Below are 23,974 nucleotides of genomic sequence, written 5' to 3'. Positions count from 1 at the left end.
ATCCCGAAGGAGCAGTGCATGAATACCCGAAGAATTCTCACCACCGGAGCGCTCGTCGCCACCGGCGCCCTCATCCTCGCCGGCTGCGCATCCGGTGACGACACCGCATCCTCCGGCGACAAGGAGTTCGCCGGCGAGACCATCGTCGTCACCTCTTTCGGCGGCGACTGGGAGAAGGCCTTCATCGAGGCCGTCGTCGATCCCTTCGAGGAGGAGACCGGCGCCAAGGTCGAGCTGATCACGCTGTACAGCGCCGACGCCCTCGCACAGGTCACGGCCCAGAAGGCCAGCCCGCAGATCGATGTCGTGCACTTCTCGGGCGGCCAGGAGTTCACGGCTGCTCAGGACGGGCTCATCGCCCCGATCGCGGCCGACGACCTGTCCGAGTCCGGTGACCTGATCGACCTCGCGACCGCGGGGCTCGAGCGGGGCGAAGGCCCCGTCATCCAGCTGGCACCGATCGGACTCGTCTACAACACCGAGGCGGATGCTCCGGCGCCCACCTCGTGGCTCGACCTGTTCGACGACGCGTACGCCGGTCACGTCGCCCTCACGGACTTCTCGAACACGTACGGCGTGCTCTCGATGCTCCGTGTCGCCGACGCTCTCGGCGGCGGAATCGACGACCCCTCGAAGGCCATCGCCGACCTCGGGGCACTCGCCTCGGCGGGCGACGCGATCGTGGTCCCGACGTCGCCCGACCTGCAGACCGCCTTCGCCCAGCGCGACACGTGGATCGCTCCGTACGCGATGGACTACGCCGGCACCCTGCAGGATGCGGGTCTTCCGGTCGAGTTCATCGTGCCCGAGGAGGGCGCCACCGCCTCCCTCATCACGGCGAACGTCGTCGAGGGCCGGGACAACCCCGACCTCGCGAAGCTCTTCATCGACTTCGAGCTGCGCCCCGAAGCGCAGGCCGTCTTCGCGGAGAACATGCGGTACTCGCCGGTCAACACCAAGGCGGAGCTCTCGGACGACGCGGCGGATGCGGTCCTCACGGGCGACGAGCTCGACACGGTCGTGGTCTACGCGCCCGGCGACATCGCCGCCGACCGTCAGTCCTGGACCGACGAGTGGAATGCGCTGATCACCAAATGAGCGTCCGAACCCGTAGGGAGCCCTGGCTCCTGCTCCTGCCGGCGATCGCACTGCTCGCGCTCGCCTTCGTCACGCCGGTGGCCGGCATGCTCCTCATGAGCGTGCAATCGTCGGCAGGCGGGTTCACCCTCGACAACTTCACCCGGTTGTTCACGAGTGAATATCACCTCCAGGCGGCGCTCCGTTCGCTCCGCCTGGGGGTGATCCAGACGGTGATCACGCTCGTGATCGCCATCCCCCTCTCCTACGTGATGGCGCGGGCCGGCTCGAAGGTGCGCTCCTTCCTCCTGATCGTCGTGATCCTCCCGCTCATGACGAGCGTCGTGGTCCGCACGTTCGGATGGGTCGTCCTGATGGGACCCTCCGGGCTGATGATGCAGATCCCCGGCGCGGAGTTCCTCGTCGGCGGCACCCAGGGCTTCCTCGGCACCGAGACCGGTGTCGTGATCGCCATGGTGCAGGTGCTCCTCCCCTTCGCGGTGCTCAGCATCCTCGGTGTCATCTCGGGCATCACCCCGCAGCTCGAAGAGGCGTCCCGCACCCTCGGCGCCGGATTCTGGCGCACGCTGCGGCACGTCGTCCTCCCCCTCGCGGTGCCCGGCATCGTCGCCGGCGCCTCGCTCGTCTTCGTCCTGTCGGTGAGCTCGTTCATCACCCCCCGCTTCATCGGCGGAGCCCAGATCCCGGTGTTCGCGCAGACCATCTACGTCGACGCGACCACCAACCTCGACTGGTCGTTCGCGGCCGCGCAGGCCGTGCTGCTGTTCGCCGGGGTCATGCTCGTGCTCGCAGCGACGTCCCGGCTCGGGAAGCAGAAGGTGTGACCATGGTCCGTTCCGTTCCGATCCTCGGCAGAATCCTCGCGATCGTCCTCGGCGTCATCGTGACGCTGTACATGCTCGTGCCGCTCATGGTCGTCGCCGGCGCCTCGGTCGGCGAGAACCGCTTCCTGACCTTTCCCGGGCAGGGCTTCACGCTCGACTGGTACGTCGAAGCGCTCACCTCCGACACGTACCTCGAGCCGTTCCGCCTGAGCCTGCTCGTGGGTATCACCGTCGCGATCCTCGCCGCCGCGATCGGCACCGCGGCCGCGCTCGCGCTCACCCGCTTCAAGGTTCCCGGCGGTGCGGCGATCCAGGCGCTGCTGATGTCGCCGCTGACGATCCCCACGATCATCCTCGCCATCGGCGCCCTCTCCATCGCGTCGCTCACGATCGGCTCGCCCAACGTGGGTGTGCTGATCGCGATCCACATCGTCATCGCGATCCCCTACGTGATGCGCACCGTGACCGGTGTGATGACCCGCGCCGACCACTTCACCGAGGAGGCGGCGCGCACTCTCGGTGCCAGCACCTGGAACCGCTATCGGCTGGTCGTGCTCCCGATCGCCCGCCCCGGCATCGCCGCCGGTGCCTTCTTCGCCTTCAACATCTCGTTCGACGATGCGGTCATCGCCCTCTTCCTGCGCACCCCGCAGCTCGAGACGCTCCCCATCGCCATCTACGGCCAGCTGGAGTTCAGCACGTCGCCCACCGTGGCGGCCGTCTCGACTCTCATGGTCCTGCTCACCGTCGTCCTCATGATCGTGCTCGAACGCATCATCGGCCTGGGAAGGTTGTTCGTCTGATGACAACACTCACCATCACCTCACTCACCAAGGACTTCAAGGGGACGAAGGTGCTCAAGGGCATCGACCTCTCGATGCGGTCCGGAGAGTTCGTCTCCCTCCTCGGCCCCTCGGGCTGCGGAAAGACGACCCTCCTGCGCTGCATCGCCGGCCTCGAATCCCCGAGCGGCGGCACGATCGAGATCGCGGGTCAGGATGTGACCAAGCTCCCGCCCGAGAAGCGGCACCTCGGCATGATGTTCCAGAGCTACGCGCTCTTCCCGCACATGAGCGTGGTCGAGAACGTGCGCTTCGGTCTGCGGATGTCGGGCGAGAAGTCGAAGGCCGAGCAGAAGGAGCTGGCTGTACGAGCTCTGGAGCGCGTGCAGATGGGACACCTCGCCGATCGGATGCCGGCGCAGCTGTCGGGCGGTCAGCAGCAGCGCGTCGCACTCGCCCGCGCCATCGCCTTCGAGCCCCGCGTGCTCCTGCTCGACGAGCCGCTGTCGAACCTCGACGCCCGGCTGCGTGAAGACATGCAGGTCGAGCTGAAGGAGCTGCACCGCACGCTCGGGCTCACCACCGTGTTCGTCACGCACGACCAGGAAGAGGCGATGAGCCTCTCCGACCGGATCGTTCTCATGAACGGCGGTGTGATCGAGCAGGAGGGTGCACCGGCCGAGCTCTACGGCGCACCGCGCACCCCGTTCGCCGCCGACTTCATCGGGGCGGCGAACCTCCTTCCGGCGACCCGCTCGGGCGCTGTCGCGACGCTCGACGGAACAGGGATCCAGATGCCGTTGACCGGTGCGGGCCCGGACGGCGGCGGAGAGGTGGTGCTCCGTCAGGAGGACCTGCACCTGTCCCCCACCGTCGGCGCGGATGCCCCGGTGCACGTTGACGTCATCGCCCACGTCTACCGCGGGGCCGACATCGTCTACATCGTCGAGCTCGCCGGCAAGCGGATGAGGGTCGTGCGTCCCCGGCACGAGGAGCCGATCCCCGAAGGCACCGCCGGTCTCGGCTGGCGCGCTGGCGCCCTGCTCTGGATCGCCGCCGCCTGAAGGCCCGGCCCCCCCGATCACCGACCCGACACATCTTCACCAGGGGTAGTTCCACGGCATCCCACGGCGATGAGACGCCGCGGCCATAGGATCGCGGCATGGCCGACGATGACGTGCAGTCCTCCCCCGCACCCGACACCTCCCGCCGAGGCTTCTTCAAGATCGGCGGGGCGGCCCTCGCGGGCGCGGTCGTCGGTGGCGCGGGCGGCGCTGCCATCGGAGCATCCGTCGCGGCGGGTGCGCGCGACGGCTTCGCCGACGATCCGGACCCGTACGCCGCGCTGACCCCGCGCAGTGAGCCGGGGTTCGACCACGTCGTGGTCGTGATGGGCGAGAACCGTTCGTTCGACAATCTCCTCGGGTATCTCTACTCGAAGGAGAACCTTCCAGCGGGTGAGAAGTTCGAGGGCTTGGCATTCGGCACGCACAGCAACAAGGCGTCCGACGGCACGGTGGTCGAGGCGCACGTCTACGAGGGCGAGACCGATCGGATCATGAGTCACCCCGATCCCGATCCGGGTGAGGAGTATCCGCACGTCAACACCCAGATCTTCGGAACGGTGGATCCGAAGTCGAATGCCGAGCTCTTCGTCGACCAGATGGAGGCGCCCTACAACGCCCCGACGAACGGCGAGAAGGCCTCGATGTCGGGGTTCCTCCAGGACTACATCATCAACTTCCGTCGGCTGCGCAAGGGCAAGGAGCCGAGCGTCGACGAGGCGAAGCACATCATGGGCTCCTTCTCCCCCGCGATGCTGCCGGTGCTGTCGACGCTCGCCGCCGAGTTCGCGGTGTTCGACCACTGGTACGCCGGCGTCCCGTCGCAGACGTTCTGCAATCGCTCCTTCTTCCACGCCTCGACGTCGCACGGCTTCGTGACGAACCAGGCCGGCGGCGGCTACGACAAGTGGATCGATGCGCCCGCAGCGCCGACGGTGTTCAACCGGCTCGAAGAGAAGAAGCTCGACTGGAAGATCTACATCGACAAGCTCCAGCTCGTCTCCTTCACCGGCATGCTGCACGCCCCGGTTCTGGAGAAGTACTGGCGCACGGATCACTTCGGCACGATGGAGGACTTCTACGCCGACGCGAAAGACGGCAAGCTCCCCGCGTACGCCTTCATCGAGCCGCGGATGGTCTACGACCACAACGACTTCCACCCGCCGTTCGGCTCACCGCGGGAGGGCTTCGTCGAGGGCGAAGAGGTCTTCGACAGCGCGATCTCCGACGTGCGCGCCGGTGACCTGCTGATCCACGACATCTACGAGGCGGTGCGCACGAGCGCGTCGCCGACGGGGTCGAACGCCGTCAACACCCTGCTGCTGATCACCTTCGACGAACACGGCGGATGCTACGACCACGTGCCGCCGCCCGCCGCAACGAAGCCCACGAAAGACACCGAAGCGGGTGAGATGGGATTCACCTTCGATCGACTCGGATGCCGTGTCCCGGCCATCGCCGTGTCGGCGTACACGAAGCGCGGCACGATCATCCACGACGAGATGCACCACGGTTCGGTCACGGCGACGCTCTCACGGCTGCACGGCCTGGAGCCCCTCAACGAGCGGGACGCCTCGGCCAACACCCTGTTCAACGTGGTGAACCTGGACCAACCCCGGCATCCGGCCGACTGGCCGACGACGAAGCCCTCCTACACACCGCCGAACCCGGAGGAAGCGGTGCCGCAACCCGACGTGAAGGAGCACCTCAAGCCGCTGACGCCCCCGGCGCGCGGACTTCTCGGACTGCTTCTGGCCCGCTATGGCAAGCCCGGCGAGAAGGAGCCGGAGACCTTCGCCGATGCGTACAAGCTCCTCCACGAGCACGGCGAGGAGCTTTTCGGCCCGGCGAAGGGCAGCTGACCGCGGTCGCAGTCTTTGCCCGCGGTCGCACGATTCTCGGGGAACCGTGCGACGCGGGTGCGAATCCCCGCCCGGACTACTTCCGGGCGGAGCGCCGGCGGCCGAGGATCAGGAGTGTCGCGCCGAGCACGAGAACGGCAGCACCGCCTGCGGCCCAGGCGAGCGTCTCGGGACCGAGTCCCGTCGCGGGAAGCGGATCGGTCCCGTTGCCTCCATCGGTCGGCGGCGTGCTCGGGTCCGTCGGGTCCGGCGGCACGACGACGGCATCGGCGGCGAGCGTGAAGTCCTGCTCGACGATCACGTCTCCGGCGGCGGTGATCACGACTGTGCGCGTCGCCGAGCCGACGACGCTCGTGCCCGTCGGGGGAACCACCGTGAGGGTGTAGGTGCCGGGCGGCAGGGCGCCGAGCCCGAACGTGCCGTCCGCGTCGGACGTGAGCTGTTGCGGCGCGCCCGGTCCGCTGAGTGTCACCACCACGCCCGCGACGGGGGCACCGTCGTCGTCGCGCACGGTGCCGTCGATCGCGCCGAGGCGCGCCAGCTCGAAGTCCACGTTCGCCACGTCGACCGCGGCCACCTGCTCGTTCCGCGTGACGGGAGACGTCGCGGTGAATCCTGCGGGGGTGGTCATCGTGATCGTGTAGTCACCGGCAGCGAGTCGGGGGAAGGTGTACGCCCCCGACGCGTCCGTCACGCGCGTGAGGGTCGCCCCGCCGGGAGCGATCGCGGTCACGGTCACGCCGGCCACGCCCGATCCGTTGGCGCGCACCGTGCCGCGAAGATCCGCGTTCTCGGCGATCACGAAGTCCACGTCCGTGATCGGGACTTCGCTGCCGTCCGGAACCGTCACGGGCGGCGGCTGAGTCGCGACCGTGTAGCCCGGCGGGGTCGTGATCGACACGGGATGCGTCCCGACGGCCACCTGGTCGAACAGGTAGTTCCCGTCAGCATCCGTCGTCGTGGTCTGGCCGTCGATCGTGACGGTCGCACCGGGGACCGTGGCGCCGGTCGTATCGGTCACGGTTCCGGAGACCGCGACGGGCACGATGTCGCGCAGCCCGAAGTCGGCGACCGCGTCGCCCGCACTGAGGTTCGCGACGACCGTGGTCGGTCCGGTCGAGATCTTGCCGGCAGGCGGGGTGACGCGCACCGTGTACCCGTCAGATGCGACGAACCCGAGGAAGGAGTAGGTTCCGTCCACCGCCGTGGTCGTCGTCCCCACGACCGTGCCGTTCGCGTCCGTCAGCGTGAGGGTGACGCCGGGCGTCGGCGCCCCCGTGTCGGTGACGGTGCCGGTGATGTCCTGGGCGATCGACGCGAACCACGTCTGGTAGACGGGAAGGCCCGAGCGGCGGGTGAATATCAGGCTGAGGGAGCTGATCGGGGTGCTCGGCTCGAACCAGGCCGCCGCGCCGCTGGTGTCCAGCGCCGCCGCGTTGCCGGTGAGGGTGAGGGTGGTGGCATCCCAGCTCGGCACGTCATCGGCAGCACCGGTGCACGAAGGCTTCCCCGCGATTCCGGGGGCGCAGTAGTTAAACCGGTCCCGCAGCCCGATCTCGGTCGCGTCGAGCACGTGTCCATCGGGGGCGACGGCCTGGATGCGCACCGAGTCCGCGTCGATGTCGCCCACTGCGAAGGCCCATCCCGAGGTCGGGGTCGGCGTCGCGAAGGAGTACGTCGTGGTCGAGGGGCTCGTGGCGTTGTCGGCCCGGGGGCGCAGGTTCAGGTACGGCTGGTCCCTGCTCGAGCCGTACTTCGCCCCGATCGCGGTGCCCTCCGAGAGCCAGGTCGAGGCACCGGTGATCACGCCGACCTGTCCGCCGCGCGAATCGCTGGTCACGGTCGCGGTGATGGCGGGCTTCGCCGCCACCTGCACCGACGTCGTGAATGCCCCGCCGACACCGACGAGCGGCTGCCAGGTCGCCCAGGAGGCGACGGTCGCAGCCGAGGCCGGGAGGGCGCCGACGAGCACCGCGATGAGGACGATGGTTCCGGCGATGGTCGCTCTGCGAGAGGCACGCATGCGGTCAGAGTACTGGTATACCGCTTCGGTCCGAAAGTGAATTCCTCGATACGGGCCGCCGATCGAGGGCGGCACCCGTCCTCAGACGGCGTCGCCCTGAACGGGTCCCTCCGTGTTGGGCTGCCAGCCGAGCGCCGGCGCGACGTGCGTCGCGAACGCCTCCAGCACGTGCAGGTTGTACTCCGGGCCCAACTGGTTCGGGATCGTCAGAAGAAGGGTGTCGGCGGCCATCACGGCCTCGTCCTGCTTCAGCTGCGCGATGAGCACGTCCGGCTCAGCGGCGTACGTCTTGCCGAACGTCGAGCGGAATCCGTCGATCACACCGATCTGGTCGGCGTTCTCTTCGCTGCGCAGGCCGAAGTACGCCCGGTCCATGTCGGAGACGAGCGGGAAGACGCTGCGGCTGACCGAGATCCGCGGGCGGCCGGTGTGTCCTGCCTCCTTGTATGCGGAGCGGAACAGCTCGATCTGCTCGCGCTGCAGTTCGTGGAACGGCTGACCCGTCGCCTCGGTCACGAGGGTGGAGCTCATCATGTTGAGCCCCTTGCGTCCGGTCTCCTCGGCCGTGGCACGCGAACCCGAGCCCCACCAGATGTGATCGCGCAGGGTCGGCGACTGCGGCTCGATCGCGAGGTACCGACCGGCACCCACCATCCGCGGGTCACCGGGAGCGAGGCCCTCTCCGTCGATCGCCCGCAGGAACAGGTCGAACTTCTCGCGCGCGAGCACACTGCCGCGCTCCGGGTCCTCTTCGTCGACGTAGCCGAACGTCTCATAGCCGCGCAGCGCCGTCTCGGGTGAACCACGGCTCACGCCGAGCGCGATCCTGCCGTCGGCGATGAAGTCGAGGGCGGCCGCCTCTTCGGCGAACTGGAACGGGTTCTCGTAGCGCATGTCGATCACGCCGGTACCGACTTCGATGCGCTTCGTGCGCGCGGCCATCGCCGACAGCAGCGGCATCGGAGACGCCGCCTGACGCGCCCAGTGGTGCACGCGCACCGAGGCGCCGTTCACACCGATCTCGTCGGCCCCTTCGGCGATCTCGATCGTCTGCTTCAACATGTCGCCCGCGGTACGGGTCGCCGAGCCGGGCACGTCGGCATAGTGACCGAAAGAGAGGAATCCGAAAGCCTTCATGATCTATTCCAACGCATGAATCAGAGGACTATTCCCCCGGCAGCAGGATGCCGTCGAGGATCAGGGAGCGGATGCGGGGCTCGAGCTCCGCCCACAGGTCCGCGAGCGGCACCTCGAAGAGGTCCGCCAGCGCGGCCGCGATCTGCACCACGGTGAGTTCGCCGTCGCAGGCACCGACGAAACCGGCGAGAGCCGGGTCGACCGAGATCGTGCGACCGAAGCCGCCGCCCTGACGCAGCTCGATCACGCTCGGGTCGTCATCTCCCGGCATCAGGTGCCGCGCCTCGGTGACGTCGGCAGCGACCACCAGGGTGGCCGGCAGCCCTTCGGCGAGCACATCCTGCGCCGCGAGGCCCGTCGCCAGGGCGGCCCCGACGTTCGCGATGTGCTGGACGATGCGCTCGGTGCGCCGCAGCGGTTCACCCGAAGTGCCCCGGCGCATCAGCACGTAGCCGAAGCCGATCGAAGTCACTCCGCGGGCGGCGAAGTCGTCGAGCCACGCGGTCAGCAGCGGCGTGAAGGCGGGGTCGCGCGGCGTGGTCCCGCCATCGCGGATCCACAGCTCCGCGTAGCCCAGAGGCGAGAGTTCCTCCCGCTCGATCACCCACAGGTCGAGCTCGGCCGGCACCCAGGCTTCGAGACGCGCGAGCCCGGTGACGGCGGTCTTCGACTCCCAGTTGCCGAGCAGCTGCGCGATGCCGTTCCGCGTCAGATGGGCAGGGGCGCTGCGGACGAACTGCTCGACCAGGGCATCACCCACGAGACCGCCGTCGCGGTACTCGTACGCCGGAACCCCCTCGACGCGCGGGGTGATCACGAACGGAGGGTTCGAGACGATCAGGTCGAACGCCTCCCCCGCGACCGGCTCGAACATGCTGCCGTGGCGGAAATCGATGTTCGTCACCCCGTTGAGGTGGGCGTTGAGTTCGGCGAACGCGAGGGCCCGGGTCGAGATGTCGGTCGCGACCACCGTCCCGGCCCGTCGTGCGACGAGGAGCGCCTGGATGCCGCATCCGGTCCCCAGGTCGAGCGCGCGCTCCACTTCGATCGGAACGATTGTCTCGGCGAGCGTGCGCGATGCCCCGCCGACGCCGAGCACGTGGTCTGCCGGCAGCGGGCCGTCGAGGGCGACCTCGTCGAGATCGCTCGCGATCCACCATTCCCCCACGCCCTCGGCATCGACGAACGACTGCGGTCGCAGCAGGGCCGTCGGCGTCACTGTCTCGGCATCCGCTTCGGCGAGACCGAGCGCGACGAGTCCGTCCACCCCGAGCCGCGGCAAGGCATCACTGACGTGAGCACGCGGTTGCGGCATCCCCAGCACGAGCAGACGGCCGAGCGTCGCGAGAGGCCCCGATTCGCCGTCGATCGCCCGCAGGATCGGCTCCCGCATCCCACGGGCGAGTGCGTCGTCCGCCTCCTCACCCCACAGGCGCCGCAGCGGCTCGGAGCGGAGGTCCGCAGCGTCGAGATCCGCGGCGAGCGCGGCCGTGCGGAGCGGGTCTGGGACCGGTGCGGGGGTGTCGGACACGGCCGTCACTCTACGCGTCTTCAGGGTTCTCTTTCGCAGAGCCTCCTAGAATCACTAGGTCAGTACTCACGAGCAGCCTCTTCCCGGGCGTTCGAGGAAGACCTTCATGACCGCGATCACCCCCGACATCGGCCTCCGTGCGCGCCTGCGACGGCTCGCAGGCGCGACCGCTGTTCTCGCGATCGCAGTGAGCGGCTGTGCGTTCGTCGCACCGAGCGCCGCGGTCGCCGCCGATCAGGCGCAATCCGACGACGAGAAGAGCGTCGAGCTGCATGTCTCGGCCGGTCTTCGCGGGCTCGTCGCACCGGGGTCGTCCACGTCGGCGATCGTCACCGTGGAGAACGCCACCGACTCGGCACTCACCACGGGTCAGGTCGAGGTCGAACTCAATCGCCTCCCGCTCACCGATGCTGCGGCCGTCTCCACCTGGCTCGACGACGGCGAGGCGACAGGTTCGTTCGCCTCCATCGGCGCCGAAGACACCGACCCGATCGATGGCGGTGCGTCGGCGACGACCACGATCTTCGTGTCCGAGGCGACCCTGGGTGACCTCGCGCCCGGCGTCTACCCGCTGCGCGCGGAACTCACCGCCTCGACCGGTGATGCCGCAGACGCCGAGGCCGTGGATGCGACCGCGACGAGTGTGCTGGTGATCCCCGCCCCCCAGACCGCGCAGGTCGGGGTGCTCGTTCCCGTCACGGCGACGCCGGAAGGCGGCGCACTGCTGACGGCCGCCGAGCTCTCGGAGCTCACCGCTCCCGAAGGAGCCCTGACCGCGCAGCTCGACGGCGTCGCCGGGACGACCGCCGTGCTGGCCATCGATCCGTCCATCCCCGCCGCGATCCGGGCGCTCGGCACCGCCGCCCCGGAGACCGCCCGCGACTGGCTGACACGGCTCGACAACCTCCCGAACGCGCGTTTCGCGCTGCAGTTCGGTGATGCGGATGCGACGGCGCAGGCGCAGGCGGGCCTGCCCGAGCTGCTGCAGCCCCGGGCTCTCACCCCATTGCTCGATCCCGCGAACTTCCCGGGAGTCCCGGCAACGGCCGCACCGACCGATGCGCCTGATGCGACACCCGGTCCGACCCCGAGCGCCACGGAGTCTCCGGCACTCCCCAGCGATGACGAGCTCACGGCGATCGACGGCGCTCTGCCGCACATCCTGTGGCCGCAGTCCCCCACCTCCGCCGACCTGACGGCCTTCGCCGGCTACGTGGGCGCCGACACCACGACGATCGTCTCCTCGACGGCGGTCGGCGGACAGAGCACGGCTCATGCGACAGCCGGCGGCAACGACCTCCTGGTCACGGATGCCGCGACCTCCGACGTGCTCTCGCGGGTGGCGGCGGCGCGGAATCCCGCCGACCGTCAGCGACTTCTCGCCGAGGCGGCCGCCCTCCTCCAGCTGGCACAGCGCGCGGCCCCCACCGCTCCCCTGCTCATCGGACTGGACCGGGACGAGAACCGCTCCTCCGACGCGCTGCGCGACGCGATCACCGCCGCCGACTCCGCCGGGTTCGAGCTCGCGACGACCCGGGCGACCCCGCCCGCCGCGGCGACCGTCACCGGGGAGCCGGATGCTGCGCGATCCGCCGCCGTGACGACACTCCTCGCCGATGAGTCCCGGCTCACCGCGTTCTCGTCGATCCTCGCCGACCCCCAGGTGCTGCTCAGCCCCGAACGCATCCGGATCCTGCGCACGCTGTCCGTCGGAACATCGGCCGCCGCTTTCGCCGAGGGTTTCGCGGATCATCAGGCACAGACGAGCGCCACGCTCGACGCGGTCAACATCCCCCCGTCCAGCACGATCCAGCTGCTCACGGCGAACGCCGATCTGCCGATCGCGGTGCGCAACGACCTGCCGTGGCCTGTGACAGTGCAGCTCTTCGTCTCGCCGACGGATCCGCGCCTCGAGGTCAGGTCCCCAGACGAGACGATCGTGCAGGCCCGGTCCACGACCCGCATCAAGGTGCCGGTGTCGGCTCGCGTGGGCAGCGGCGAGGTCGACCTCCGGCTCAGTCTCTACAGCCCCACGGGCGTGCAGATCCAGGGTGATCAGACGCTCAGGGTCGCGGTGCGTGCGGAGTGGGAGACGATCGGACTCGTCGTCCTCGGCGGCATCATCGTGCTGCTGATCGCGCTCGGTGTGATCCGCACCGTGCGCCGCAAGCGCCGTGAGGCAGTCGAGGAGTCGGCCGTCGAAGCGCAGATCGAAGCCCTGGAAGAAGAGGATGCCGTGGAAGCCCGCCCGGATGCCACCACGACAGAAGACCCGCGTGAGTAGCCTCGGCCGCGCGAGCGCCGTCATCGGCGCCGGCACCCTCGTCTCCCGTCTCACCGGCCTGCTGCGCAGTATCGTCCTCGTCGGCGTGATCGGGTCCTACAAGTCGGGTCCCGCCGATGCGTTCGCCGCCGCGAACACACTGCCCAACAGCGTCTTCTCGCTCATCTCGGTCGGCATCCTCACAGCCGTGATCGTGCCGCAGATCGTGAAGGCCGCCGCGGATGCCGACGGCGGCAACGCGTTCATCTCGAAGCTCTTCACGCTCGGGACGGTCGTGCTCGTCGCCGTCACCGCAGTCGCGACGATCGCCGCCCCTTGGCTGATCCAGCTCGTCGCGGGTGGTCTCCCGCCCACGACCCAGGCACTTGCGACAGCACTCGCATACTGGTGTCTTCCGCAGATCCTGTTCTACGGCCTCTATGCGCTCCTCGGAGAGGCGTTGAACGCCCGTCGCATCTTCGGCCCGTTCACCTGGGCCCCCGTCATCAACAACATCGTCTCGATCATCGGCTTCCTCCTGCTGGGATGGGTGTTCTCGCCCGTATCCCGAAGTGCTGGGGATTGGACACCGGACATGATCGCCGCGCTCGGTGGGACCGCGACCCTCGGCATCGCCGTGCAGGCCCTGGTCCTCCTGCTGTTCTGGCGGCGCACCGGTCTCTCGCTCCGCCCGGACTTCCACTGGCGCGGCGTCGGGTTGGGAGGTGTCGGAAGACTCGCTGGCTGGACCTTCCTGATGGCCTTCGCATCGCTCGCTGCAGGGATCCTTCAGGGGCGGATCGTCAGTGCCGCCTCCGAATCGGGTGCCTCGCTCGCCGTCACCGGCAATGCCTGGCTGATCTTCATGCTGCCGTACTCGGTGATCGTGCTCTCGATCGGGACGCCATACTTCACGCAGATCAGCGAGCATGCGGCAGCGGGTCGTCACGACGAGGTGCGCGGAGACATCTCCCGCAGCATCCGCACACTTCTGTTCTTCATCGTCGCCGCCGTCGCGGCAGTCGCCGCCGCCGCAATTCCCGCCTCACGCGTCTTCACCGAGAGCGCACCCGATGCACAGGGCGCCGCCCTGGTTCTGCTCTGCTACCTGATCAGCCTGATCCCGCTCACAATCCTGTTCATCGTCCAGCGCACGTTCTACGCCTATGACGACACCCGCACGCCGTTCTGGTTCACGATCTTCCAGTGCGTGCTCATCGTGGTCACCGCGCTGGCCGCCGCCGGGCTTCTCGCCGCAGACGTGATCCCGCTGACCCAGCTCGCCGCAGCCGTGGCGCTCGGCCAGTCCATCGCGAGCACCCTGCAGACGATCGTCGCCACCTGGCTGCTGCACCGGAAGATCGGCGGCCTCGGCGTGGCATCCTGGATGCTCGCCATCCTGCGCTTCGCCGTGGCGGGAATCCCCGCCGGCTTCGCCGGTTGGGGCGTCTACCTGCTTCTGGGCGGCCCCGCAGGGTGGGCGACGTCGGGTGTCATCCCGGCGACTCTCGGCACCGCGATCATCGGCCTCACGGTCGTGGTCGTCTACGTCGCGATTCTCGCCCTCATGCGCGCCCCGGAGCTCAAGGCGGCCGGCGGCCTCGTGCGTCGTTTCCTGCCCGGCCGCTGATCCGCGCACGGAGGCGTCTCCCAGCCCGGTGGCGCACACTGCTGAGGGAATGCCCCGCGGTTACCATGGGTTGAAGCAGTCGAAGGTCATTCGACCGCAGTTTCTAAGACGGAGAGCACATGCGTCAGGTCATCATCATCGGCTCCGGCCCCGCCGGATTCACGGCTGCCATCTACGCGGCCAGGGCGAACCTCAAGCCGCTGCTCATCGCGAGTTCGGTCGAGGTCGGCGGCGAGCTCATGAATACCACCGAGGTCGAGAACTACCCGGGCTTCCCCGAGGGCATCCAGGGTCCTGAGCTGATGGCGAAGTTCCAGGAGCAGGCCGAGAAGTTCGGTACCGAGGTCCTCTACGACGACGTCACCGAGCTCGACCTCGCCGGCCCCGTCAAGACGGTCACGCTCGGCTCCGGTGCGGTGCACGAGACCCAGTCGCTGATCTACGCGACCGGCTCGGCCTACCGCAAGCTCGACATCGCCGGCGAGGAGCGCCTCTCCGGCTACGGCGTCTCCTGGTGCGCCACCTGCGACGGTTTCTTCTTCCGCGAGAAGACGATCGCCGTCGTCGGCGGTGGCGACTCCGCGATGGAAGAGGCCACGTTCCTCACCCGTTTCGCCTCGAAGGTCTACGTGATCCACCGCAAGGACACCCTGCGGGCCTCGAAGATCATGCAGGAGCGCGCGTTCGCGAACGAGAAGATCGAGTTCGTGTGGAACAGCGAGGTCGCCGAGGTGCTCGGAGGCGACTCCGTCTCCGGTGTGCAGCTGCGCAACACGATCGACGGCACGCTCAGCGACCTTCCCATCGACGGACTCTTCATCGCGATCGGAAACGACCCGCGCACGCACCTCGTGCACGACAAGCTCGAGCTGACGCCCGAGGGCACCATCTGGGTCGACGGCCGCTCGTCGAAGACCTCGGTTCCCGGTGTGTTCGCCGCCGGCGACGTGATCGACCCGACCTACCGCCAGGCCATCACGGCTGCCGGCACCGGAACGATCGCGGCCCTGGATGCGGAGCACTTCCTCGCGGATCTCGAGGATGCCTCGGTCGAGGTTCCGGCCGCAGAGGCCGCCGAGATCATCGTCGCCTGAGGCGGCGGGAACACTTTTCGCTCGTCTGCTGTTGTAGCAGGCGAACCCCAATCAAGGAGAACTCTGATGAGTGCAAAGGCTACGAGCCAGGCGACCTGGGAGCAGGACGTTCTGCAGGCCGACGGTCCGGTGCTGGTGGACTTCTGGGCTGAGTGGTGTGGTCCGTGTCGCATGGTCGCGCCGGTTCTGGACGAGATCCAGGCCGACAACCCCGACAAGATCACCATCCTCAAGCTCAACGTCGACGAGAACCCCGAGCTGGCGATGAAGTATCAGATCACGTCGATCCCGGCGATGAAGGTCTTCCACGGTGGTGAGGTCAAGACGACCATCATCGGTGCGAAGCCGAAGTTCGCGCTCGAGAAGGACCTCGCCGCATTCATCGGCTGATCCTCTGACGTCGAAAGGCCGCCACCCCCCGGGGTGGCGGCCTTTTCGTGTCCTTAGGCGGTCAGGAGGCGTCGGCGACGCTGGGGTCCCAGCGTCGATGACGCTGCTTCTCGTCGAGAAGCCCCCAGACGGCCGAGGTGAGCTCGGGGTACTCCAGTGCGATCTGACGCAGCACACGGTAGTGCCGAGCGGCGTTGGGGCGCACTCCGTCGTTCGCGTTGATGTTGTCGGCCCGCAGAAGGTAGACGACCAACTCGTCGACGCTCGGCAACTCCTCCATGAACTCCCAGGGGTCTTCCCCGCCGAGGAGTCGCTCCTGGATGAGAACCGCAAGTTCGTCGGCGGCCTCCGCGCGCAGCACTTCCAGGCTGGCGCGGCGCTGAACGGACTCGGTCATGCAACAAGCCTACGTCTGCTGCGGGCGCCCGCGTCGCACGACCTTCATGTTCTCGGTCATCTCCTCGAGCTCTTTGCCCTTGGTCTCAGGAACCTTGAAGAACACGAAGAAGAACGACAGGAGCGCGAAGAACGCGTAGAAGCCGTACGCGAACGTGAGTCCGATCTCGGCGAAGGCCGGGAACGTGGTCGAGATGAAGAAGTTCGCGACCCACTGCGCTGCCGCAGCCACCGCGAGAGCGCCGGCGCGGATGGAGTTCGGGAAGATCTCGCCCAGCAGCACCCAGACCAGCGGCCCCCAGCTCGCGCCGAAGAACACCACGAAGCCGTTCGCGCAGACCAGTGCGACAGTCGCCCACGGGTCGGGGAGCGTCGCCGTGCCCTCGGCATTCAGCGTGCCGAACGAGAACGCGACGGCCATGAGTCCCAGCGTGACGGTCATGCCGACGGATCCCACGAGGAGCATGATCCGTCGCCCGATCTTGTCGACGAGCAGGATGGCGACGATCGTCACGACGATGTTCGTCACCGACGTGATGACGGAGGTGAGCAGGGCGCTCGACTCGTCGAACCCGACCGACTGCCACAGAGTCGTCGAGTAGTAGAAGATCACATTGATGCCGACGAACTGCTGGAACACCGAGAGCAGGATGCCGATCCAGACGATCGGCTTCAGCCCGAAGCGGTTGCCGCGAAGGTCTCGCAGGGACTCGGACCGCTCCGTGTTGATCGTCCCGGTGATCTCCTTGATCTTCGCGTCGGTGTCGACGGTCCCGGTGACGGTCTCCAGGACCTTGGCCGCGCGTTCCAACTCGCCCTTGCGCACCAGATACCGCGGTGATTCCGGCAGCCGCAGCGACATGAGCCCGTAGACGAGGGCGGGGATCGCGGCGACCATGAACATCCATCGCCAGGCCGTGAGCCCCCAGAGCGGCTGGTCGGCGGCCCCGGCGAGGTTGGCGAGCAGCGCATCGGAGAGGAGCGCCGCGAAGATACCGGTCACGATCGCCAGCTGCTGCAGAGATCCGAGGCGCCCGCGTACCGCGGCCGGCGAGACCTCCGCGATGTAGGCGGGGGCGATGACCGATGCCGCGCCGACTCCGAGGCCGCCGATCACGCGCCAGACGATCAGATCGATCACGCCGAACGCTAGTCCGGATCCGATCGCCGAGATGAAGAACATCGCCGCGGCGACCACCATCACAGGGATGCGCCCGTACTTGTTCGACACCGGTCCCGCGAACCAGGCACCCACGGCGCAACCGATGAGGGCCGACGAGACGGCGAAGCCCTTCAGTGCGGTTCCGAGGTCGAAGCCGGAGACGTCACCGGCGAGAGCGTCGACCGCTCCGTTGATCACGGCGGTGTCGAATCCGAAAAGGAAACCACCCAACGCCGCCGCGACGCTCACCGCGATCACACGGCGCTTGATGGCAGCTGGACCTGATGCTCTGGACATGACTGACTCCCCCTCGACGTCAAGATGACGCGAGTCTAGATGAAGGGCGGACGACGGTGGGTGTTACCTGGCGGAGCCGTAGCCGCTCTCGCCGAGTTCCTCGAGAATACGATTGAGGTCCTGGATCGAAGCGAAATCGATTGTGACCTGGCCTTTTCGTGCGCCGAGTGCGATCTTGACACGGGTGTTCAGCCGATCACCGAGCTTGCCGGCGACCTCGTCGAGGTACGCCCGTCGTGCTCCGGGAGTCGCTTTCGTCGTCTTGCCGGCCGAGGGCTGCGACTTGGCGGCCTCTTCCGTGGCGCGCACGGAGAGGTCTTCGTTCACGACCTTGTCGGCGAGACGCTGCATCGATTCGGGATTCTCGAGGCTGAGGATCGCGCGGGCGTGACCGGCGGTGAGCACGCCGGCGGCGACGCGCTGCTGCACGGGGACGGGCAGCTTCAGGAGCCGGATCGTGTTGCTGATCTGGGGACGCGAGCGGCCGATGCGCGTGGCCAGCTCCTCCTGAGTGATGCCGAAGTCCTCCAGAAGCTGCTGGTACGCAGAGGCTTCTTCCAGCGGGTTGAGCTCGGACCGGTGCAGGTTCTCGAGCAGGGCATCGCGAAGGAGATCCTCATCGGCCGTCTCGCGCACGATGGCGGGAATCGTCTCGAGTCCTGCCTCACGAGCGGCGCGGGTACGCCGCTCCCCCATGATCAGCTCGTACTCGCCCTCGGTGTTCTTGCGAACGACCACGGGCTGCAGCACTCCGAACTCGCGCACGCTGTGCACCAGCTCCGCCAGGTCTTCCGGGTTGAAGTGCGTCCGCGGCTGGCGGGGGTTCGGGACGATCGCATTTGGGTCCACCTGGACCAGATGGATCCCGGGCACCTCTTCCAGCGCGGGGGCCTCGGCATCCGGCCCGATGGTCGCCTCCGCGGCAGCCGGCCGCAGGCTCGCGCCGGGGAAGAAGACATCGACGGGACGCTCCGCCTGATCAGCCGTGGGGATCAGGGCTCCGATACCCCGACCCAGTCCAGTGCGCTTGGCCATCATTTCTCCTTGCTCTGCGTCGCGGTTCGCGATGCGATCTCGACGGCGGCTTCGCGGTAGGCGATGGCACCGGCGGATTGTCCGTCATAGGCGATCACGGTCTGTCCGAAGCTCGGCGCTTCAGACACCCGGACCGATCGCGGAATCACCGTCTCCAGCACCTGATCCGGGAAGTGCGTGCGCACCTCTTCCGCAACCTGCTGGGCGAGCCGGGTGCGGCCGTCGAACATGGTCAGCAGGATGGTGGAGAGATGCAGGTCGGGATTCAGGTGCTTCTGGATCATCTGGATGCTGCCGAGCAGCTGGCTCAGCCCTTCCAGCGCGTAGTACTCGCACTGGATCGGGATGAACACCTCGGATGCCGCTGTGAAGGCGTTGATCGTGAGCAGACCCAGTGACGGCGGGCAGTCGATGATGACGTAGTCCATCGGGTTGTCGGCGAGGTAGTCCACCAGTGCGCGACGCAGTCGGTGCTCACGGGCCACCTGCGCGACGAGTTCGATCTCCGCGCCCGCAAGGTGGATGGTGCTGGGTGCGCAGAACAGGTTCGGGTCTTCCGGACTGGGCTGCACGATGTCAGCGAGGGGCACCTCCTCGATGAGAACGTCGTAAACGCTGGGGATGTCGGCACTGTGCGGAACACCCAGCGCGGTCGAGGCATTGCCCTGCGGGTCGAGGTCGATGACGAGGACCTTCGCCCCCAGGCCCGCGAGGGCGGAGGCGACATTCACGGCCGTCGTGGTCTTACCGACGCCGCCCTTCTGGTTCGACACCGTCAGCACGCGCGTCTCACCCGTGAACTCGACCGACGCGGCTTCCAGCGCGCGCCTCCGAGCCGAAAGGTCGGCAATCTCCCGCGCGAGCGGCGTGTCCATCCCGAACGATTCGTTCGCCGATGTTTTCTCGGATTGTTTCACGTGAAACATCCACTCCTTTCGGGGCCGCGTTCCACTCTAATCGCTGCGGGCGACACCGGCTTACGTGAGCCCACTTGTGGGAAAGCCGCCCCACGAGGCCGGACTCCCACAATCAGCTTGTGGTGGAGACCATGTCGGGGCGGTGCGCAGGCCAGGACCCCACCGCGGAGTGGCCCAGACCAATGTTTCACGTGAAACAAGGACCGATTCACCGCCTTCAGCCGATCCCGAGCGGGAAAGGTCGGATGCCGGAAGGGCGACCCCTGTTGGCTGTTCGAAGGGCGGGGCCATGCCCGATCGCGGCCATGAATGCGGAGAGATCAACGGCGCCTTGGAGGCTCCCTGGCGCTTGTCGGCGCGCGAGAATCCTGCGCGTTCTCGAGCAGACACGTCCGTTTCACGTGAAACATCCGCTTGGCTAAGCACGACCTGCACGCATTCGCCGCGCATCCCTCCCCCTCCCCCCCTGTTTCCGGTGGTAAGGCTCGTCTCCACGCCATCAGACCCGCGATCAACACGGCACTAATGCTCGAGGAGCGCACTATCCGACCATCGGTGCTCCGGTTCAGAGGAGCCGTCCGACACAACCGATACCGAGGCCGACTCGAAGCACGCAGCCCGACAATCGCAATTGCCGGAGGCATTGCCTGCGCATCCCTCCCTCTGTCACGATCGGCACGGTGTCAATTACCTCCCCCGAAACCACGCTCACGATCGACATGCGGATACGACCCCACAGGACAGGGGTATCTATGAAGCAGGGACATCTCCCTACGCCGCACCGCGCCGTTTCACGTGAAACATCGTGGATCGCGTAGACGCCGAACGCGCGCGCGGGCACAGATGGCGCTCCGACACTTCGGAGCCGAGAGGATGGGCTGCCAGCCATCGACGTCCACACAAGACCAGCTCCGGCTGTCCCTCCGGATGGAATGCCTCAACCGAACGGGGACTGTCCACGCGCACTCCGCACCCGGGACCCCGACCTCTTCTTCAATCCTTCGAACGTCGGCCCCGTCACCACTGTGTGCTCACAGGGTGACTGCCTGTTGGTCACCTCATGAAGCGAGAGAAGAAGGCCGGCACGACATAGCTACCCCGATGTTCCACGTGAAACATCGGGTAGATAAGCGTGTCCAGAAAGGCCGAAGCGGGGTGTTTCACGTGAAACACCCCGCTGGCGTGATGCGAGAATCTCAGCGGACGCGAGCCCGAACGACACGGGTCGTCTCCGTGAGCACACCCTCGCCCAACACTTCGACTCGCACGTCGGAGAGGCGGAACCTCTTGATCTGCTTCTGAGCGGCTTCGATCTCGTTCGCTGCATTCATACCCTTGAGCAGAGTGAGTTCTCCCCCGTCACGCACCAGCGGTGCAGTGATCGGGATCAGAGTTCGCAGCGCGCTCACGGCGCGGGCAGTGACGATGTCGAAAGCTGCGGGGGGCACGTCTTCGGCACGCGCCCGCAGCACCGTTGTGTTGGTCAGTCCCAGTTCCGAAACCTGCTCGTTCAGCCAGGTGACGCGGCGTTCCATCGGCTCGACGAGAGTCCACTGCACATCAGGTCGAGCAATAGCGAGGACGATCCCCGGAAGACCTGCTCCCGATCCGATGTCCGCAACAGAACCGTGGAAGAGGGGTGCGGCGATCACGCTGTTGAGGATGTGCCGCGTCCACAGGCGAGGAAGCTCGAGAGGACCGATGAGTCCCCTCTCCTCACCTTCGCGCGCGAGGGCTTCCGTGAACGCGCGGGCGACATCGATACGATCTCCGAACAGTTCCGCGGAGATCTCCGGCTCCTGCTCGAGGTCACTCATGAGCGTCCGTGATGAATCGATGTTTCACGTGAAACATCAACGACGGCGGAGGACCGTGTGCCGGTCGGCGCCTTCGCCGTAAGACTCGGAGACAAGACCGCGCTCCGCGGCGATGTCGTGCACGAGCTTGCGCTCATAGCTCGACATGGAGGGCAGCGATGCCTGCGACGAACCCTCATCGAGCTTCGCGGCAGCCGCGTCGACGAGGGTCTCGAGCTGGCGGCGACGTGTGTCGCGCGAACCGGCGATGTCGAGGATGAGTCGCGAGAATGAACCGGTCTTGCTCTGCACCGCCAGGCGAGTCAGCTCCTGCAGCGCCTGCACGGTATCCGGAGCGGATAGCAGGGACAGCCCGTCGCCCTCGGCTTCGATCGAAACGTAGGCACGCCCCTGACGGACGTCGAGATTCAGGTCTCCGTCGATGTCGGCGATATCGAGGAGCTCCTCGAGGTAGTCGGCCGCGACATCGCCTTCGTTCTCGAGCTGAGCAACCGTCGGCTCCGTGTTCTCGGTCATGGTCTCGCTCATGAACCGCTCCCCTTCTTCTTCGCGCGCTTCTTGCCCACCGGCTGCTGACGCTTCGGTGCTTCCGCCTTGGCCTTCTCAGCCTCTTCGAGCAGACGCTGCTGCTCTGCCTCGTACGCGGCCATCGGGACGACCTTGCCCGAGGAGTCGAGCGCCTTGCCCTTGCGAGCGAGGCGCTCTTCACGGGCCTTGGCGGCTTCCGAGCCGGGAGTCGGCATTTCGCGGATGACGAGGAACTGCTGGCCCATGGTCCAGAGGTTCGAGATGAACCAGTAGACGACGACGCCGAGGGGGAAGAACACACCGGAGAAGATGAAGCCCAGCGGCAGAACGTAGAGCATGATCTTCTGCATCTGGTACGCCTGGCCGGTCTTGGCCTCGGGTGACAGGTTCTTCGAGATGATCTGCAGCTGCGTGAAGAACTGCGAAGCGATCATGAGCACGACGAGGGTGACCAGGATGACGATCGCCGTGGTGTTCTTCGCGTCGACCGCGTTGCCCAGGTTCTCGTGCAGCGAGGCGACACCGAACAGCTTGGCGTCGTAGAACTCCTTCGTCAGCTCGGGGCTCATCAAGCCCACGCCGCCGATGCCTGCCTCTGCATGCTTCTTGACGTCACTCAGAACACTGAAGAGGGAGAAGAAGATCGGCATCTGCACCAGAAGCGGCAGGCAACTCGACATCGGTGTCGTGCCGTGCTTCTTGTAGAGGCCCATGGTCTCGCGGCTCATGGCCTCGCGAGAGAGCTGATCCTTCTTGCCACGATACTTCTCCTGAACTTTTCGCAGTTCAGGAGCGATTTCCATCATCTTTCGCTGGCTCTTGATCTGCTTCACGAAGAGCGGGATCAGCGCAGCACGGACGACGATGACGAGTCCGACGATCGACAGCACCCAGGTGAGTCCGGATGCCGCAGGGAGACCGACGGACGTCAGGAGCCAGTGCCAGGCGACGAGGATCAGCTCGACCACCCACTTCAGCGGCCAGAGGATGGTGCCGAGCAGATCGAACCCACCTGCAGCGGGGGCGTCGCTGGGAGTGGAGCTGGCTAGCAGAAGGTCAAGACCCACCGATCAGTCCTTTCGGGAAGGGACGACGAAACCGTGTGCAGTCAGGTCGTAGCGGAAGTGTTCATGCGGACGGACGTCGTCGACGCCACCGCTGGTCCAGGGATTGCAGCGGAGGATGCGCCATGCCGAGAGCATCGCCCCCTTCACCGCGCCGTGCTGCTGCACCGCACCTACAGCGTAGGCGGAACAGCTGGGGTAGTACGCACAGACATCTCCATACATCGGGGAGATCACCTTGCGGTACGCGGTGAGGAACCCCAGCACCAGATTGCGGGGAACCAGAGGAACGCTGCGCAGCACATCCTGCGACTGCATGTGCGCCGTCCCGATGGACGAGGCCGGCAGAGCGGTCATGCCGACACCGCGGCCGGCACCGGCGCGAGTCTGCTCAGACAGCGATCGACATCGGCGCGCAGTTCCGCGAAGGAGGCGGTCGCCGACGCAGGAAGGGCACGGATGACGACATCCGTGCCCTCAGGAACGCGCGCGAGCGACTCCGCACAGACGGCTTTGAGTCGCCGACGCACGGTGTTGCGCACCACAGCGGTGCCTACCTGCTTACTGATGATGAATCCGAACCTCGCGGCCCTGCTCTCGCCCGTCGTCAGCACCGAGGTGATGACGCGCGCCCCGCCACAACGGGATCCGCGTCGAACGACCAGACGGTAGTCGCTCCCGCGGGTCAGCCGATACGGGCGGGCGAGCACAGTGGACTACGCGGAGAGCTCGGTGCGGCCCTTCGCACGGCGGGCAGCGAGGATGCCGCGGCCGGCACGCGTACGCATGCGGGCACGGAAGCCGTGCTTCTTGGCGCGACGACGGTTGTTGGGCTGGAAGGTGCGCTTGCTCATGGAATCACTCCGGGAATGCTGCCACCGGATTCACTTCGACCGGAGACATGGGGAACTGCCGAAAAAGGCATAAGTCAACCGACTTAGGGTACGTCTTACCGGCGCGCAGAGCAAATCTGCGCGCTTCCGTGATCGGACACCGGCACGAACCGCACAGCCATTATCCACAACCGAGGCGCGCCCGACGAGCACAACACGCGCGCGTA

At 67.2% G+C, this 23,974-nt stretch carries 22 protein-coding genes; 9 read left to right on the top strand and 13 right to left on the bottom strand.

Annotation, left to right across the window (positions count from 1 at the left end):
- The first annotated feature begins 18 nt into the window (after nt 1-18).
- The 5 genes from HCX50_RS18405 to HCX50_RS18385 all read left to right on the top strand — a co-directional run bounded on the left by HCX50_RS18405 (nt 19) and on the right by HCX50_RS18385 (nt 5,630).
- On the top strand, nt 19-1,098 hold the full coding sequence (locus HCX50_RS18405; protein ID WP_091027949.1) for an ABC transporter substrate-binding protein: 1,080 nt from the start codon (nt 19-21) through the stop codon (nt 1,096-1,098).
- Complete coding sequence (locus tag HCX50_RS18400) at nt 1,095-1,922, top strand: ABC transporter permease (RefSeq protein ID WP_029264225.1); 828 nt, start codon at nt 1,095-1,097, stop codon at nt 1,920-1,922. The genes HCX50_RS18405 and HCX50_RS18400 overlap by 4 nt, the downstream gene beginning before the upstream one ends.
- 2 nt (nt 1,923-1,924) lie before the next feature.
- The gene (locus HCX50_RS18395) at nt 1,925-2,725 is read left to right on the top strand and encodes an ABC transporter permease (protein WP_205829381.1); all 801 of its coding nucleotides are present in this window, start codon (nt 1,925-1,927) and stop codon (nt 2,723-2,725) included.
- A complete protein-coding gene (locus HCX50_RS18390; RefSeq protein WP_167635311.1) occupies nt 2,725-3,768 on the top strand; it encodes an ABC transporter ATP-binding protein in 1,044 nt (347 codons plus the stop codon). Before HCX50_RS18395 ends, HCX50_RS18390 begins: the two co-directional genes overlap by 1 nt.
- Nucleotides 3,769-3,866: 98 nt before the next feature.
- On the top strand, nt 3,867-5,630 hold the full coding sequence (locus HCX50_RS18385; protein ID WP_167635310.1) for an alkaline phosphatase family protein: 1,764 nt from the start codon (nt 3,867-3,869) through the stop codon (nt 5,628-5,630).
- A gap of 76 nt (nt 5,631-5,706) precedes the next feature.
- On the opposite strand, the gene HCX50_RS18380 is transcribed toward HCX50_RS18385, so the two are convergent.
- From HCX50_RS18380 to HCX50_RS18370, 3 genes are all read right to left on the bottom strand, one after another.
- Nucleotides 5,707-7,653: an MSCRAMM family protein gene (locus tag HCX50_RS18380; protein ID WP_167635309.1), complete on the bottom strand. Its 1,947-nt coding sequence runs from the start codon at nt 7,651-7,653 to the stop codon at nt 5,707-5,709.
- Nucleotides 7,654-7,734: 81 nt separating this feature from the next.
- Entirely contained in the window at nt 7,735-8,790 is a 1,056-nt protein-coding gene (locus HCX50_RS18375; protein WP_167635308.1) for an LLM class flavin-dependent oxidoreductase, read from the bottom strand.
- A 28-nt stretch (nt 8,791-8,818) separates the two neighbouring features.
- A complete protein-coding gene (locus HCX50_RS18370) occupies nt 8,819-10,330 on the bottom strand; it encodes a DUF7059 domain-containing protein (RefSeq protein ID WP_167635307.1) in 1,512 nt (503 codons plus the stop codon).
- A 97-nt stretch (nt 10,331-10,427) separates the two neighbouring features.
- Between HCX50_RS18370 and HCX50_RS18365 the strand changes: the two genes are divergently transcribed.
- From HCX50_RS18365 to trxA, 4 genes are all read left to right on the top strand, one after another.
- Nucleotides 10,428-12,605 (top strand): DUF6049 family protein, encoded by a 2,178-nt coding sequence (locus tag HCX50_RS18365; RefSeq protein ID WP_167635306.1) that lies wholly within the window; start codon nt 10,428-10,430, stop codon nt 12,603-12,605.
- Nucleotides 12,598-14,214 (top strand): murein biosynthesis integral membrane protein MurJ, encoded by a 1,617-nt coding sequence (gene murJ / locus HCX50_RS18360; RefSeq protein ID WP_167635305.1) that lies wholly within the window; start codon nt 12,598-12,600, stop codon nt 14,212-14,214. The genes HCX50_RS18365 and murJ overlap by 8 nt, the downstream gene beginning before the upstream one ends.
- A gap of 119 nt (nt 14,215-14,333) precedes the next feature.
- Entirely contained in the window at nt 14,334-15,308 is a 975-nt protein-coding gene (trxB, locus tag HCX50_RS18355) for a thioredoxin-disulfide reductase (protein ID WP_091028028.1), read from the top strand.
- 66 nt (nt 15,309-15,374) lie between these two features.
- Nucleotides 15,375-15,698 (top strand): thioredoxin, encoded by a 324-nt coding sequence (gene trxA / locus HCX50_RS18350; RefSeq protein ID WP_021201395.1) that lies wholly within the window; start codon nt 15,375-15,377, stop codon nt 15,696-15,698.
- 61 nt (nt 15,699-15,759) lie between these two features.
- Here trxA and HCX50_RS18345 read toward each other — a convergent pair whose 3' ends face one another.
- The 10 genes from HCX50_RS18345 to rpmH form a co-directional block, all read right to left on the bottom strand.
- Entirely contained in the window at nt 15,760-16,095 is a 336-nt protein-coding gene (locus HCX50_RS18345) for a hypothetical protein (protein WP_017829903.1), read from the bottom strand.
- A gap of 9 nt (nt 16,096-16,104) precedes the next feature.
- The gene (locus HCX50_RS18340) at nt 16,105-17,553 is read right to left on the bottom strand and encodes a sugar porter family MFS transporter (RefSeq protein ID WP_205829379.1); all 1,449 of its coding nucleotides are present in this window, start codon (nt 17,551-17,553) and stop codon (nt 16,105-16,107) included.
- A gap of 63 nt (nt 17,554-17,616) precedes the next feature.
- The gene (locus HCX50_RS18335) at nt 17,617-18,588 is read right to left on the bottom strand and encodes a ParB/RepB/Spo0J family partition protein (RefSeq protein ID WP_205829378.1); all 972 of its coding nucleotides are present in this window, start codon (nt 18,586-18,588) and stop codon (nt 17,617-17,619) included.
- The gene (locus tag HCX50_RS18330) at nt 18,588-19,463 is read right to left on the bottom strand and encodes a ParA family protein (protein ID WP_237682582.1); all 876 of its coding nucleotides are present in this window, start codon (nt 19,461-19,463) and stop codon (nt 18,588-18,590) included. Before HCX50_RS18330 ends, HCX50_RS18335 begins: the two co-directional genes overlap by 1 nt.
- A gap of 1,238 nt (nt 19,464-20,701) precedes the next feature.
- Nucleotides 20,702-21,322: a 16S rRNA (guanine(527)-N(7))-methyltransferase RsmG gene (rsmG, locus tag HCX50_RS18325; RefSeq protein WP_167635303.1), complete on the bottom strand. Its 621-nt coding sequence runs from the start codon at nt 21,320-21,322 to the stop codon at nt 20,702-20,704.
- 36 nt (nt 21,323-21,358) lie between these two features.
- Entirely contained in the window at nt 21,359-21,850 is a 492-nt protein-coding gene (locus HCX50_RS18320) for a Jag family protein (protein WP_091028043.1), read from the bottom strand.
- Nucleotides 21,847-22,917 (bottom strand): membrane protein insertase YidC, encoded by a 1,071-nt coding sequence (yidC, locus tag HCX50_RS18315; RefSeq protein WP_091028046.1) that lies wholly within the window; start codon nt 22,915-22,917, stop codon nt 21,847-21,849. Before yidC ends, HCX50_RS18320 begins: the two co-directional genes overlap by 4 nt.
- Nucleotides 22,918-22,920: 3 nt before the next feature.
- Nucleotides 22,921-23,271: a membrane protein insertion efficiency factor YidD gene (gene yidD, locus HCX50_RS18310; RefSeq protein ID WP_167635302.1), complete on the bottom strand. Its 351-nt coding sequence runs from the start codon at nt 23,269-23,271 to the stop codon at nt 22,921-22,923.
- Entirely contained in the window at nt 23,268-23,624 is a 357-nt protein-coding gene (gene rnpA / locus HCX50_RS18305; RefSeq protein ID WP_091028051.1) for a ribonuclease P protein component, read from the bottom strand. The genes yidD and rnpA overlap by 4 nt, the downstream gene beginning before the upstream one ends.
- Before the next feature lie 6 nt (nt 23,625-23,630).
- Nucleotides 23,631-23,768 (bottom strand): 50S ribosomal protein L34, encoded by a 138-nt coding sequence (gene rpmH, locus HCX50_RS18300; RefSeq protein WP_013584598.1) that lies wholly within the window; start codon nt 23,766-23,768, stop codon nt 23,631-23,633.
- Nucleotides 23,769-23,974: the final 206 nt, after the last annotated feature.

Source organism: Microbacterium sp. B19(2022), from assembly GCF_012030385.1.
In the GTDB taxonomy this organism is placed as follows: domain Bacteria; phylum Actinomycetota; class Actinomycetes; order Actinomycetales; family Microbacteriaceae; genus Microbacterium; species Microbacterium oxydans_B.
The sequence above is the reverse complement of the archived record's forward strand: the minus strand, read 5'-3'. Positions and strand labels throughout refer to the sequence as shown.

Coding starts and splice junctions, on each gene's coding strand:
- HCX50_RS18340 (WP_205829379.1), bottom strand. CDS start 17,553: ATGTCCAGAGCATCAGGTCCAGCTGCCATCAAGCGCCGTGTGATCGCG.
- HCX50_RS18335 (WP_205829378.1), bottom strand. CDS start 18,588: ATGGCCAAGCGCACTGGACTGGGTCGGGGTATCGGAGCCCTGATCCCC.
- yidD (WP_167635302.1), bottom strand. CDS start 23,271: ATGACCGCTCTGCCGGCCTCGTCCATCGGGACGGCGCACATGCAGTCG.
- HCX50_RS18330 (WP_237682582.1), bottom strand. CDS start 19,463: ATGGACACGCCGCTCGCGCGGGAGATTGCCGACCTTTCGGCTCGGAGG.
- HCX50_RS18400 (WP_029264225.1), top strand. CDS start 1,095: ATGAGCGTCCGAACCCGTAGGGAGCCCTGGCTCCTGCTCCTGCCGGCG.
- trxB (WP_091028028.1), top strand. CDS start 14,334: ATGCGTCAGGTCATCATCATCGGCTCCGGCCCCGCCGGATTCACGGCT.
- HCX50_RS18395 (WP_205829381.1), top strand. CDS start 1,925: ATGGTCCGTTCCGTTCCGATCCTCGGCAGAATCCTCGCGATCGTCCTC.
- HCX50_RS18405 (WP_091027949.1), top strand. CDS start 19: ATGAATACCCGAAGAATTCTCACCACCGGAGCGCTCGTCGCCACCGGC.
- rpmH (WP_013584598.1), bottom strand. CDS start 23,768: ATGAGCAAGCGCACCTTCCAGCCCAACAACCGTCGTCGCGCCAAGAAG.
- trxA (WP_021201395.1), top strand. CDS start 15,375: ATGAGTGCAAAGGCTACGAGCCAGGCGACCTGGGAGCAGGACGTTCTG.
- HCX50_RS18390 (WP_167635311.1), top strand. CDS start 2,725: ATGACAACACTCACCATCACCTCACTCACCAAGGACTTCAAGGGGACG.
- HCX50_RS18385 (WP_167635310.1), top strand. CDS start 3,867: ATGGCCGACGATGACGTGCAGTCCTCCCCCGCACCCGACACCTCCCGC.
- rsmG (WP_167635303.1), bottom strand. CDS start 21,322: ATGAGTGACCTCGAGCAGGAGCCGGAGATCTCCGCGGAACTGTTCGGA.
- HCX50_RS18375 (WP_167635308.1), bottom strand. CDS start 8,790: ATGAAGGCTTTCGGATTCCTCTCTTTCGGTCACTATGCCGACGTGCCC.
- HCX50_RS18320 (WP_091028043.1), bottom strand. CDS start 21,850: ATGAGCGAGACCATGACCGAGAACACGGAGCCGACGGTTGCTCAGCTC.
- HCX50_RS18365 (WP_167635306.1), top strand. CDS start 10,428: ATGACCGCGATCACCCCCGACATCGGCCTCCGTGCGCGCCTGCGACGG.
- HCX50_RS18345 (WP_017829903.1), bottom strand. CDS start 16,095: ATGACCGAGTCCGTTCAGCGCCGCGCCAGCCTGGAAGTGCTGCGCGCG.
- HCX50_RS18380 (WP_167635309.1), bottom strand. CDS start 7,653: ATGCGTGCCTCTCGCAGAGCGACCATCGCCGGAACCATCGTCCTCATC.